At 67.4% G+C, this 11,809-nt stretch carries 11 protein-coding genes and 1 tRNA gene; 5 read left to right on the plus strand and 7 right to left on the minus strand.

Going from position 1 to position 11,809, the window contains the following annotated elements; all coding sequences use genetic code 11:
• Complete coding sequence (locus OHB26_RS05245; RefSeq protein ID WP_330183102.1) at window positions 1–1,293, plus strand: alpha/beta hydrolase family protein; 1,293 nt, start codon at window positions 1–3, stop codon at window positions 1,291–1,293.
• On the opposite strand, the gene OHB26_RS05250 is transcribed toward OHB26_RS05245, so the two are convergent.
• The 5 genes from OHB26_RS05250 to OHB26_RS05270 form a co-directional block, all read right to left on the minus strand.
• Window positions 1,248–2,618, minus strand: a complete 1,371-nt coding sequence (locus tag OHB26_RS05250) for a hypothetical protein (protein WP_330183103.1) — start codon at window positions 2,616–2,618, stop codon at window positions 1,248–1,250. The genes OHB26_RS05245 and OHB26_RS05250 overlap by 46 nt on opposite strands.
• Before the next feature lie 179 nt (window positions 2,619–2,797).
• Window positions 2,798–3,151, minus strand: coding sequence for a hypothetical protein (locus tag OHB26_RS05255; RefSeq protein ID WP_330183104.1), 354 nt, complete (start codon window positions 3,149–3,151; stop codon window positions 2,798–2,800).
• Window positions 3,152–3,282: 131 nt separating this feature from the next.
• Window positions 3,283–4,404 (minus strand): ABC transporter ATP-binding protein, encoded by a 1,122-nt coding sequence (locus tag OHB26_RS05260; RefSeq protein ID WP_330183105.1) that lies wholly within the window; start codon window positions 4,402–4,404, stop codon window positions 3,283–3,285.
• The gene (locus OHB26_RS05265) at window positions 4,401–5,951 is read right to left on the minus strand and encodes an ABC transporter permease (protein WP_330183106.1); all 1,551 of its coding nucleotides are present in this window, start codon (window positions 5,949–5,951) and stop codon (window positions 4,401–4,403) included. Before OHB26_RS05265 ends, OHB26_RS05260 begins: the two co-directional genes overlap by 4 nt.
• A 3-nt stretch (window positions 5,952–5,954) precedes the next feature.
• Window positions 5,955–6,974, minus strand: coding sequence for an iron ABC transporter substrate-binding protein (locus tag OHB26_RS05270; RefSeq protein WP_330183107.1), 1,020 nt, complete (start codon window positions 6,972–6,974; stop codon window positions 5,955–5,957).
• A gap of 151 nt (window positions 6,975–7,125) precedes the next feature.
• On the opposite strand from OHB26_RS05270, the gene OHB26_RS05275 reads away from it, so the two are divergent.
• Together OHB26_RS05275 and OHB26_RS05280 are read left to right on the plus strand one after the other, a co-directional pair.
• The gene (locus OHB26_RS05275; protein WP_330183108.1) at window positions 7,126–7,632 is read left to right on the plus strand and encodes an Rv0361 family membrane protein; all 507 of its coding nucleotides are present in this window, start codon (window positions 7,126–7,128) and stop codon (window positions 7,630–7,632) included.
• Window positions 7,633–7,639: 7 nt separating this feature from the next.
• The gene (locus OHB26_RS05280) at window positions 7,640–9,046 is read left to right on the plus strand and encodes a metallophosphoesterase family protein (RefSeq protein ID WP_330183109.1); all 1,407 of its coding nucleotides are present in this window, start codon (window positions 7,640–7,642) and stop codon (window positions 9,044–9,046) included.
• 39 nt (window positions 9,047–9,085) lie between these two features.
• Here the strand turns inward: OHB26_RS05280 and OHB26_RS05285 are convergent.
• Both OHB26_RS05285 and OHB26_RS05290 read right to left on the minus strand, forming a co-directional pair.
• A tRNA-Cys gene (locus OHB26_RS05285) sits at window positions 9,086–9,159 on the minus strand.
• 63 nt (window positions 9,160–9,222) lie between these two features.
• Window positions 9,223–10,053, minus strand: a complete 831-nt coding sequence (locus OHB26_RS05290; protein ID WP_330183110.1) for a DUF3105 domain-containing protein — start codon at window positions 10,051–10,053, stop codon at window positions 9,223–9,225.
• 90 nt (window positions 10,054–10,143) lie between these two features.
• Between OHB26_RS05290 and OHB26_RS05295 the strand changes: the two genes are divergently transcribed.
• Together OHB26_RS05295 and OHB26_RS05300 are read left to right on the plus strand one after the other, a co-directional pair.
• A complete protein-coding gene (locus OHB26_RS05295; RefSeq protein ID WP_330183111.1) occupies window positions 10,144–10,686 on the plus strand; it encodes a MarR family winged helix-turn-helix transcriptional regulator in 543 nt (180 codons plus the stop codon).
• A gap of 76 nt (window positions 10,687–10,762) precedes the next feature.
• Window positions 10,763–11,800 (plus strand): hypothetical protein, encoded by a 1,038-nt coding sequence (locus OHB26_RS05300; protein ID WP_330183112.1) that lies wholly within the window; start codon window positions 10,763–10,765, stop codon window positions 11,798–11,800.
• Window positions 11,801–11,809: the final 9 nt, after the last annotated feature.

Below are 11,809 nucleotides of genomic sequence, written 5' to 3' on the forward strand. Positions count from 1 at the left end.
ATGTCGGACATCCAGGAGGGGTGCGGAGACCTACCGCAGAGGCGACATGCGCGGCGGACCGGGCTGATCGCGGGCACGGCGCTGGCGGGAATCGCGGGGATGTTCATAGCCGTCGCGCCCGGGCATGCGACGCCCGTGACCAGCATTTCGATGGCCGAGGAGACCAGTGATGTGGCGGCGTTCTACACCCCGCCCGAGGACAGGCTCGTCGGGGCGCACGGCTCGGTGATCCAGCTGCGGCCGATCGACGGCGATCCCGGAGTCGAGGGCGCGCGCAACTACCTGGTGCTGTACCGGTCCGTGGATATGCGCGGCGGTTCGGTGGCGGTATCGGGCACCCTCGCGGTACCGGACGGACAGGCGCCACCGGGTGGATGGCCGCTGATCTCGTGGGCACACGGCACCACCGGGGTGGATGATTCCTGCGCCCCATCGCACGACACCTCCCCGGATTTCCCGGCGCACGACTACACCTCGCTGGTGCGAAAGGTGCAGGCGCAGTGGATCGCCGCGGGATACGCGGTCGCGCAGACCGACTATCAGGGGCTGGGCACGCCGGGACCGCACGGATATCTGATCGGCACCGCGGAGCAGCGCGCCGTCACCGATATGGCCAGGGCCGCAAGGGAAGTCGACCCGGAGATCGGAACCCGCTGGGTGGCCGTGGGGCATTCACAGGGTGGCCAGGCGGCGGTTTTCACCGATGCGCAGGCCCAGCAGTGGGCGCCGGAGTTGCAGTTGCTGGGTGCGGTGGCGCTGGCCCCGGCCTCACATCAGGGCATCGGATTGCAGGCCACCCAGATGGCGACGACGGCGGGCGCGGCCACCGCGCTGGCGCCGCTCACCGGGGGCGGAACGGCGTTCCTGCCCTTGATCATTCGTGGTGCGCAGACGGTCACCGATGTCGATCCGGCGCGCTTTCTCACCCCGCGCACGGCGGCGATGGTTTCCCTGGCCGACTCCGGATGTATTGCGCAGCTGCGTGATTCACAGGAGTGGGGCGGTGTTCCGCCGGGTGAGGTCTTCTCCCCCGGCGGGGATACGAGCGTCCTCACCCGCGTCCTGAATGAGAACGACCCCAGCACACTGGCTTTCTCACAGCCGCTACTGGTTCTGCAGGGCCGGGCGGATACCACCGTCCCCGCCCTCGCGACCGACGCCATGGTGGTGCGGCAGCGCGCGGCCGGTCGTCCGGTGCAGTATCGCGCCTATCCCGGGGTGGATCACCGAGGTGTCCTGGAGGCGTCCTACGCGGATGCGCTGAACTGGGTGAACGGCCGCTTCGGCAGGTGATCGAGTGGCCGCAGCCGGTAGAGCAGCACCAGTCCGATCGCACAGCCCAGGCTGACCGCCACCGACACCCAACCGGGTACCGCCGAGATCGCCCCCGCCGACGGATCCCGATACCAGCGTGGCGAGTAGGCGACGCGTTCGAAGCCGCTACCGCGCAAGGCGACCACCAGGCACGGCACCAGCAGGACCGCCAGGGCCACCGCGGTGCTTCCGGCCGACCGGGAATCCGCCGCATCCGCGAAGCAGTAGCCCAGCAGTGCGCCCACCGCCGTGATGCCCAACAGCGGGACGATCATGTCGGTAAGTCCGAGCGCCGAGGTCACCGTGGCGAAGACACCGAGCGCCGCGGAGCCGAACAGCCCGAGCAGCGGTGAACCCCATCGGCGTCCGGCATAGAAGCCCGCCACCACGGCGAACAGCGGTAGCGGCACACTCCAGTCCGGTCGCGGCACCGCGATGATGGCGCTACCGGAGTTGGCCACGGCCACCGCCGTGAGCACCACCGCGCCGTCGCGACCCGGCAGCAGGAGCGCGCCGAGCAGCGCGACCGCCACCGTGCCCACCACGACGAGCGCGATCTGCATCGGTGTCCCCGCGTGTTTGACCAGCCATTCGGTGGACACCGCGGTCATACCCACCAGGAACAGCGCGGACAGGATCGGGCCGATAGGCAGATCGCCGCCGTTCTCCTCCTCCGATTTCGGTTCCGCGCGTTGAATTCCGGCACCCACCGCCAGGGCCGCCACCGCGAGCACCAAAAGCCACAGCGGCGGGGTCCCGCCGGCTGCCCATTCGACGAGCGAAGTGGGAGATCCGCCCGAGGCGGGCAGCGCGGTGAGATCGCCGATCAGAATGCTGGAGAGTGCGCCGACGAGAAAGGCGGCAGTGGCGATGGGCCGGCCGAAGACCGCGACGGTGAGAGCCCCCAGCAGAATTCCGCCGAAGATCGAATCGACGTAGTTGACGGTGATGAGTGTTCCGGTGAGCGCGTTGTTCACATTCCACAGGTGATCGCCGAGCAGAATCGCGGCACTCCCGAAGGCTACGACCCACGCGGTGCGCCGTCCCAGCACCACCGCGAGCGCCGCGGCGATGACCGCGAACATGGCGCCGGCGGCGGCCGCCCGCGGCATATTCAAGATCAGCAGGTCGAGCTCCAGTTGCCCCTGCTGGGTCCAGGCCAGATCGAGTGGGGCCATGAGCAACAATCCGGCGATCACCGCACCGAGGAATGCTGAGGTCGCCTCGACAACCCCCGTGTACCGCCGTATATCCGGCATCGCAGTCACGCCCATGGGTTGCACCAACGCGAACTTCGCGCCCATCTTCGTCACCCTCTCACCGGTGATCGAACGCTTCTCGCGCTTCAGCAGAACTAACAGCTAACTGTTTGCGAGATTAACAGCAAATGCGCATGCAGGTCAGGGGCAGTGACTTTGCCCATGACTCGGTTCGGTGCGCACCCGGCGGTGACCGGCCGGATGGTTTGTGCGGTGGTGAACCGCTATGCGCAGCGGAAGCGGAAGGTGGCGGTCGGGGTGATGCCCGGGACCGTGCTCACCTGCTGGGCGGCATCACCGTCGAGCGCACAGCCGGACGGGGTGGCGACCTGGACGCGATAGCAGCCCGAGCCGCCGGTGTAGGTGGCGCTGCCGTCTGTCGCGGTGGTGACGGTGGTGGCCGCGCCGCCCGCGCACGGGGTGACATCGGCGGTGACGCCCGCGATGGGGAACTGTTCGACGCCGTACACGGCCTGCACCTTCACCGCGGAGTCACCGGCGGGCGGCTGGGCCGAGGCCAGCGGGGCGAAAACGGTTGCCGCGCCTAGGACGGACATGACGAACAGCGTGCTGCGCACCGGGACTCCTTACGTCGAACCGGGGCAATTCGCCCCCGCGTCAATATAGGTGCTCGGACCCCGCCGCGTGGGCAGCACGCCGAGCGCACGGCGGCGCTGGCACATTCACGCCGCCGCGGTGGTCATACGACTCAGACGGCCAGGGCATCCCGAGCGGTGATCGCGCGGGAGGCGCCGTTGGCCGTCCCGGCCGCCGCCGAGCACTGTTCGGAGGTGAATGCCACTGCGGCACCGAGTACTTCGAGCTCGACCCGATCCCCCACCGTCGGCGCCGCCACGCTCACGCGGCGCACCTGAATGGGTTCGGTCCGCCCGTCCAGGTCCAGGGTGAGCATGACATCCGCGCCTCGGAATTCGACGCCGCGCACGGTCGCGCAGCCTGGAGCGCCCTGGGAAACCACATGGGCGACAAGCTGTTCCGGCCGCATCATGACGGTGGCCGCACCGGCCGGGGCATCGGCCTGCACCGGAATCCGGCCCAGGGCCGTTTCGGCGGCATCGGCGCGCAGGGTCGCGTCCAGCAGGACGGTATCGCCGAGGAATCCGGCGGTGAACAGATCCGCGGGTGCCGCGTAAACCTGTTCGGGCGTGCCGACCTGGGTGAATCGGCCCGTGCACATGACCGCGACCTGATCGGCGAAGGACAGCGCCTCCTCCTGATCGTGCGTGACCAGAATGCTGGTCATACCCGCCGCGCGCAGGGTATCGGCGACGGCCTGCCGGGTCGCGGCGCGCAATCCGGTATCGAGGGCGCTGAATGGTTCGTCGAGCAGCATGAGATCGGGCTTGCGGGCCATGGCTCGGGCCAAGGCCACCCGCTGCTGCTGTCCGCCGGAGAGCTGATGTGGCCGCCGTTCCGCGTAATCCGCTCCGAGCGAGACCATTTCGAGCAGTTCGCGCACCTGCTGCCGATGCCGTCGGCGGCCGCCCAATCCGCCATCCAGGCCGTAGGCGATGTTCTGGCCGACGGTGAGGTGCGGGAAGAGCGCACCGTCCTGCGCCACATAGCCGATCTTGCGGCGGTGCGGCGGCAGCGAGAACCCTTCCCGGGTAACCACTTCCGATCCGACGGTGACCGACCCGGCGTCCGGGTTCTCGAATCCGGCGATGACCCGCAGCAGCGTGGTCTTACCGCAGCCGGAGGAGCCGACGACCGCGGTGGAGCTGCCATCGGGCACCTCGAGCCGGATACCGTCCAGCACCCGGGTCGACCCGAAGGTCTTGGAAACGTTCTCGACGACAAGACGACTCATAGCCCGGCCGCCTTCCTGGATTGAGTGAACAGCAGATACGTGACCGGCACCGCCGCGATGATCATGATCAGCGCATAGGGTGCGGCCGCCGCGTAGTCCAGTTCGCCCGAGAGCGACCAGAACCGCATGGCCAGGGTGCGAGTTCCATTGGGAGCCAACAGCAGGGTGGCGGTCAGTTCGGTGGCCACGGCAACGAAGACCATGGCCGCCGCCGAGGCCGCGGCGGGTGCGGTGAGCCGCAGTGTGACGAGCAGGAAGGTGACCGGCCGGGATTTCCCGAGCGCCTGCGATACCTCTTCCAGTCCGATCGGCACCTGGGCGAGCCCGGCGCGCACACCGACCAGGGCACGCGGCAGGAACATCAGTGTGTACGCGGCCAGCACCGTCGCGGCCGTCTGGTAGAGCGCGGGCAGCCAGCGAATACTCACCGTCACCAGGGCCAGCGCGATCACAATGCCGGGCAGGGAGCTGGTGATGTAGTTGGCGCCCTCGATGATTCGGGCGAAGCGTGAGGTGGAGCGCACCGCGATCCAGGCGACCGGGAAGGCGCAGAGCGTGGTGACGACGGCGGCGGTGGCGGCCAATCCGATGGTCTGGCCGAGGGATTCGCCGATATCGTCCATCACCCAGACCTTCGATCCGCCGATACGCAGCCAGCGGATGATGGTCCACAGCGGTACCCCGAGCGCGGCGACCAGGGCGGCGGCCAGCAGGAGGAAGACCGGAATCTTGTTGATGCCCAGCCGAACCCGGATCGCGGCACGCGGTACGCCGCTGCCGATGCGGGCGTAGCGGGCATTACCGCGGGCGGCGGCCTCACCGGCCAACAGCACCAGGCACAGCACCACCAGTACGCCCGCGAGGGTGCTGCCCGCGGCTCCGGCGAAGCTGGACTGGTACTGCTCGAAGATGGCGGTGGTGAAGGTGGAGAACCGGATCATGGCGAAGGCGCCGTACTCGGCGAGCAGATGCAGTGAGATCAGCAGTCCGCCGCCGAGGATCGCCAAGCGCAACTGCGGCAGCACGATTCGCACGAAGACCGCGATCGGCCCGGAGCCCAGCGCTCGCGCGGACTCCTCCACCGCCGGATCCAGGCGGCGCAGGGTGGCGGCGGCGGGCAGGTAGACCAACGGGAAGTAGGAGACGGTGGCGATGAGTACGCCCGCCCACAATCCGTTCAGCGACGGGAAGGCGCTCACCCAGCCGTAACTGTTGACGAAGGCCGGAACCGCCAGGGGCGCGGCGAATATCGGGCCCCACCAGGCGGTGCCGGGTACATCGGTGCGCTCCACGATCCAGGCCAGTCCGATGCCGAGCACCAGGCAGACCGGGACCGTGATGACCACCAAACTCACTGTGTTGCGCAGTAATTCGCCGACCCGGGGCCGGAAGACCAGCTGTGCGGTCTCATGGAATCCGGTGCTGAGGAGCGTGGACACGATATAGCCCAGCGGCACGAAGGTCGCGGCCACCAGCAGTAGCGCGATTATCGTGACGAGCAGCCCGGGCCGGGTGGCCCGGGAGGCGACAGCGGTCCGGACAGCCATGATTTAGAGCAGACCCGCCTCGGTCATGAGCTGGGTGACCTTCTTGGCATCCAGCTTGCTCGGATCGACCTTGGGCGCGTCCAGGCTCGCCAGCGGCGGGAGTGCCGGGTTGGCGGCGACGGTGGCCGAGACCGGGTACTCCATCGAGTCGCCGTCGCGCAGCACCTCCTGGCCCTTCTGCGAGGCGATGAAGGCGAGGAACCGCTGCGCGTTCTCCTGCTTCTTGCTCGACTTCAGTACGCCGCCACCGGAAATGGAGACGAAGGCGCCCGGATCCTGGTTCTTGAAGTAGTAGAGCTTGGTGTTGTTGCTGCTCTCCTTGGTGTTGGCCTGATCGCGGTACCAGTAGTAGTGGTAGATCACGCCGCCGTCGAACTGGCCGGAGTTGACGCCCTTCATGGTCGTCACATTGTTCTGCGAGGCGATGGCGTTGTCCTTCATGCCCTCGAGCCACGCCTTGGTGACGTCCTCACCTTTGAGCGCGAGCAGGGCGGCCACGATGGCCTGGAAGTCGGCGCCGGAGACGCCCGCGCTCCAGCGGCCCTTCCACTGCGGCTGCTGCAGATCCAGCAGCGACTTGGGCAGCTGGTCGCCCTGGAGCTTGCCGGTGTTGTAGACGAAAACGGTTGAGCGGGCGGCGATTCCGGTCCACTTGCCGGTGGACGGGCGGAACTGCTCGGGCACCTGGGCGAGGGTGTCGGCGTTCACGTCGGCGAAGAGTCCGGCGTTCTCGACCAGCGCCATGGCCGGGGAGTTCTCGGTGAGGAAGACATCGGCGGGCGAGTTCTTGCCCTCGGCGACGAGCTGGTTGCCCAGATCGGTGTCACCGCCCTGCCGCATGGTGACCTTGATGCCGGTCTCCTTGGTGAAGGCCTCGGCCCACTCCTTGGTCAGCGATTCGTGCTGGGCGTTGTAGACCAGGATCTCGTTGTCGTCCTTGGACGAAGCGGAGCATCCCGTCGCTGCCAGCAGGGTGATCGCGGCGATCGCGCCGGACACCAGTTTCCATCGAGCCGCTGCCATGACCGTCCTTTCGACATGCCAATCCTCATTCCTGAGGTTTGGCTAACCAACCTACCGTCTCACGGGGCGGACAGATCCGGCACCCCACCGAATCGCAACCGATTTGCCGTAGTCTGCGGACATTCAGTGGTGGACCGATCGAAGGAACTCGATGACCCTGCCGCCCGGCGGACAACCGTACAGTCCCGCAACGGACGTTCAGCAACCCTCTGGCAAATTTCGCGGGGGTGGACGCAAACCACTACTCATCGGAGTGATCGCGGCGGCCGTCATCGTGGTAGGCGGCGGTATCGCGACGGCGGTCTCGCTGTCCGGCAAGGATTCCCCCGGCGACAGTCAGCGCATCGACTCCGCGATTCGCGATTTCTACGGCACGCTCTCGGCCAAGGGTCCGGGCGTCGCGGTCACCAAGGCCTGCGCCGCGGACCGCGCCGAGTACGACGCGCTCCCGGCCGCGCAGCAGGCCGCGGCCGAGCAGGGGCGGATGGATATCCGCATTGTCAGCATCGATCAGGTAACCGTCACCGGCGATCGCGCCACCGCGAAAATGGTGGGCGCGCTGACCGTTCCGGGATCGGACGACAAAACCACCACCGCGACCGAGCACCTCCGCAAGGAGGAGGGCACCTGGCGAGTGTGTTCGACCGACGGCAGGTAATTCGACCATGACCTGCTGTGGGCCGAGCCGCAGGCGGATGCTGGGCGCGTTCGCGGCGGCCGCCTTGCTACCGCTGGCCCGACCGGGTTCGGTTCGCGCACAACCGGGTTCGGTGCTGGTGACCGATCTCGAGGTGGTCACCATCACCGCGAGTTCGGCGGTGCTGACCTGGACGACTCTGGGGCCCGACGGCAGCGGCGCTCCGGTGCCGGTCGAGACCGACGGCGAGGTGTGGCTGGGTCCGGCGGATGGTGCGCTGCGCCAGGTGTTCGCGGAGACCGAGCCGACCGCCTTCCACTACGCGGAGGTCACCGGCCTGGAGCCCGGGCGGCGCTATCGATTCCAGGCGCGGTCCCTCGGTGTTCCGGCCGCACCGGCTCTGAATATCGCTACGCGACTACCGAATACGCCGGAGGCGACCGGCGAGTTCACCACCCCGGTGCCGCCGCCCGGTCGCCTGCTGCGCACCATCGCGCTCGCCAATGATGTGCACTTCGGCGAGGAGATCAGCGGTCTCATCACAGCGGGCCTACCGCCCGGCCTGCGCCAGGAGCCCGGTCTCCCACCGTATCCCGAGGTCATGCTGACCGCGGTCCTGGATGACTTGCGTCTCCCGGATCGCGCCGCCGACCATTTGGTGATCGCGGGCGATATAACCGCCGAGGCAACTCCCGATCAGGTCCGTGGCGTACACGGCCACCTCACGACCTGGGGCGAGGCGGGCCGGGATTGGTTCGCGTGCAGGGGGAATCATGACCGGCCACACCTGGGCGAGGACTACTCGAGCTGCGAGCCATACCTCGATCACTTCGACTGCTGGGGCGAATCCTTCTCCCCGCGACAGCAATTGGCCGAGTTCGAGGTGGGTGAGCTACGACTACTCTCGCTGGACACGACCGAACTGGACGGCTCCGGCGGCACCATCGAGCGCCCGCAGTTCGATCACCTGCGCGAGGTGCTGCGAGCCGATCCGGAGCGCCCCACCCTGGTCTTCAGCCATCACCCGGTTACCGCCGAATCCGGCTGGTCCAATCTCGCGGGGCCCGGCTTCGTCCTCAATGCCGCCGATTCGGCCGAACTGCAATCCCTCTATCAGTCGGCATCGGGTGTCTTCCTGCATCACTCCGGACATACCCACCGAAATCGCCGGACCCACCCGGACCTGCCGCTTTCGGTCGAGTTCCTGGAGGTCGCCGCGGCCAAGGAATACCCGGGCGGTTACTCCCTGCTGCGGATCTACGAAGGCGGCTACACCCTCAACTTCCACAAGACCCGCACCGCGAACGCGCGCCGCTGGAGCACTCGCACCCGCAGCGAATTCTCCGGGTTGTTCCCGGAGTACACCCTGGGCACCACCGCCGATCGCAATCACACCGTGCTGCACGACTTCTCGGGTCTGACGTCGCCACAATGAGAACAGTCCCCCATGAAAATCCATGGGGGACTGCCTGTTTGGAGCGAGCGGCGGGAGTCGAACCCGCGTATACGGCTTTGCAGACCGCTACCTGGCCACTCGGTCACACCCGCATCGGAATCAATGATGTCGGGCGGGACGCTTCCGGGCCAGGGTTCGAATCACGCTGATTTCAATCAGGGTTCGGGCGCGGGCTCCGGGCCGGGCGGTGGTTCGGGCGCGGGCTCCGGGGCAGGCGGGGGCGGCGGCGGAGCGACCCCGGCTTCCGAATAGGCGTCCGGTCCCGGCGGATTGGGATCGAACAGCGGTGGGTTGTTGCTGTCGATCGTCGGGTTGGAGCAGCTCGCACCCGGCTCCGGATAGGTGTACTGGTTCACTCGCAGCGCGGTGATGAACTGTGCGATACGCGGATCGCGGGGATCGCTGAGCTTGAGCTGATGTCCCCAGGACTGCAGCGAGATCGGGGTGTCCAGGCCCGGATACGGCGACATGAGCATGTACGGCTTGGCGATGACCTGACCCTTGAGCACGGCCTGCCCGTCGGCGTCCAGCGTGGCCGGATTGTAGGCGATCCACACCGCACCGTGTTCGAGCGCGTGCACCGCGTTCTCATTGCGGATGGCAACGGCGAAGTTCACGCCGGTGCAGGGCAGCCAGGAGCCGTCGTGCGCGCCGCCGAAGGGCGGGGTCTGGGTGTAGGCGACCCGCTGATTGCCCGCGACGTGCACACCCGCCGGGTAGTCCTTGCGGACGACGCCGTTGATGCGGGTGGAGGGGTCGTGGTCGGCGGCGGTGGGCGCGAATTCGTCGACGGGCGTGGAGTCGCCCCCGGCGTTCTGCGGCCACAGGAGTAGGCCCGCGACACCGGCGGCGATCACGGCGATGACGAGTCCTAGTAGCAGCGGCTGCCGATTGCGCTTGCGCGGAGCGAATTCTGGGAACGGCACACTGTACGGGCCCCGAGGTGCTGGTGTCGGGTCGAACTTCGGGCCGAGCGGGTTGGTCACGTACTGCCTCCTTGTAGCGCAAAGACTACGACACCGAAATAGGGTCCGGTGCGGCGGAATACGAGTGCTTCTCATGCGATGATCGTGGGCATGTCCCGGCCACGTCCCCTGCCGCTCGATCCGATCGAGGAGGCGCACCGCCAGTGGACCGAACACGGCTGGGGCGAGGTGGCCGATGGGATGGCCGCAGTTACCTCTCTGGTGCGGGCCCAGCAAATCGTGATGGCCCGGGTGGATGAGGCGCTCAAGCCCTCGGGGCTGACGTTTTCCCGGTACGAGCTACTGATGCTGCTGAGCTTCAGCAAAACGGGCGCGCTACCCATGGCGGTGGCCAGTGCGCGTTTGCAGGTGCATCCGACGAGTGTCACCAATACGGTGGATCGGCTGGAGGCGGCGGAGTTGGTGAAGCGGGTGCCGCATCCGAGTGACCGGCGTGCGACCTTGATCGAAATCACCGATGCCGGAAGAGAATTGGTGGCCAAGGCCACCACCGGCTTGAACCGGCAGGTCTTCGCCAACCCGGGTCTCGAACCGGAGCGTTTACAGCTGCTGCTGCAATTGCTGGCGGAATTCCGGCAGACCGCAGGGGACTTCGACAGTGGTGGCTCGCCGACCCGGTGGGGTCCGCAGTAACCATCCAGCATCCGGTCAGCCAATTTCCTGCGTCATAGTCTTGGAATCGGCTGATAAAAGGTTCACCATTGAGGCCATGGTGCTGGTCCTCGGGGTGTCAGCTGGCGCGGCCGGTGCGCGTGCCATGCTGACCCATTCCGACCAGCCGCATCTGCCCCCGATCGATCGTTGCAGGGTGCCGCGCCGCACCGGCGGCGGTATCGAGGAGGGGGTCTTCGAGGCCATCCGGCTCATGCGCGGATCCGCCGATCAGCGCGACGAGTTCATTACCGGTATCGCCGTCACCTGCCGCTGCCCGGCGCATGCCGATGCCATTCGCACCACCGCGGGCCGCAATCGCCTGACGGTGATCGACGAGCAGGTGGCCCAGCTCCGGTACCTACGCTTCACCGGCAGACTGCCCTCGACGGGCTCGATTCTGCTATATGACCTGGGCGCATCCGGTTTGACGCTGACCCAGATCGACTGTCGCACCGATGCGATCCTGGCCAGTAAGCGCAGTACGGTGCTCGGCGGTGACGGGCATGACGCACTGCTTCGCTGGCTGCTGGTGCGCGGCGGCGTGAATGTGGACCTACCCACCAGCCGCCGTCATAAGGAAGCCCTGGCCACCGAGCGCGTCATTACGGTATGCGATCCGATCGACGGGCATCGCGCGGTCATCACCCGCAGTGATTTCGCCGATCTGGTCTCCGCCGGTGTCCATCATTCGGTGTCATTCGTCCGGCAGATGATCGACGAGACCGGTGTGCACCCCTGCGGTATGGCTCTACTGGGTGGTTGCACCCGCAACAAGAGCATTCGCGATGAGCTGGAACAGCAGCTCGATCTTCCGTTGATCTACGATCCGGAGCCCGAATTCGTCTCGACCCGGGGTGCGGTACTGCTCGCCGCGGAGCGCCCCTCCGCCCGCCGAGTGCGCAGCGTGCGCTTCAATCCGGTCCCCACCCTGCGCGGTGAGGACACGCCCTCGCGTCGAAAGCTGGTCGCGGCCATCGCCGTCACCGCCACGCTCGGCGGAACCATCGCGGGCGCGCTCGCCATGAACCACGAGGGCGAGCACACCGACGGTAAGCCACCGACCGTGGAAGTGGTTGGGCCACCCAGGCATTGACGGGTTCGG

Origin of the sequence: Nocardia sp. NBC_01503 (assembly GCF_036327755.1) — a bacterium.
Classification (GTDB): Bacteria; Actinomycetota; Actinomycetes; order Mycobacteriales; family Mycobacteriaceae; genus Nocardia.

Coding starts and splice junctions, on each gene's coding strand:
- OHB26_RS05295 (WP_330183111.1), top strand. CDS start 10,144: ATGTCCCGGCCACGTCCCCTGCCGCTCGATCCGATCGAGGAGGCGCAC.
- OHB26_RS05270 (WP_330183107.1), bottom strand. CDS start 6,974: ATGGCAGCGGCTCGATGGAAACTGGTGTCCGGCGCGATCGCCGCGATC.
- OHB26_RS05275 (WP_330183108.1), top strand. CDS start 7,126: ATGACCCTGCCGCCCGGCGGACAACCGTACAGTCCCGCAACGGACGTT.
- OHB26_RS05245 (WP_330183102.1), top strand. CDS start 1: ATGTCGGACATCCAGGAGGGGTGCGGAGACCTACCGCAGAGGCGACAT.
- OHB26_RS05260 (WP_330183105.1), bottom strand. CDS start 4,404: ATGAGTCGTCTTGTCGTCGAGAACGTTTCCAAGACCTTCGGGTCGACC.
- OHB26_RS05265 (WP_330183106.1), bottom strand. CDS start 5,951: ATGGCTGTCCGGACCGCTGTCGCCTCCCGGGCCACCCGGCCCGGGCTG.
- OHB26_RS05280 (WP_330183109.1), top strand. CDS start 7,640: ATGACCTGCTGTGGGCCGAGCCGCAGGCGGATGCTGGGCGCGTTCGCG.
- OHB26_RS05250 (WP_330183103.1), bottom strand. CDS start 2,618: ATGGGCGCGAAGTTCGCGTTGGTGCAACCCATGGGCGTGACTGCGATG.
- OHB26_RS05300 (WP_330183112.1), top strand. CDS start 10,763: ATGGTGCTGGTCCTCGGGGTGTCAGCTGGCGCGGCCGGTGCGCGTGCC.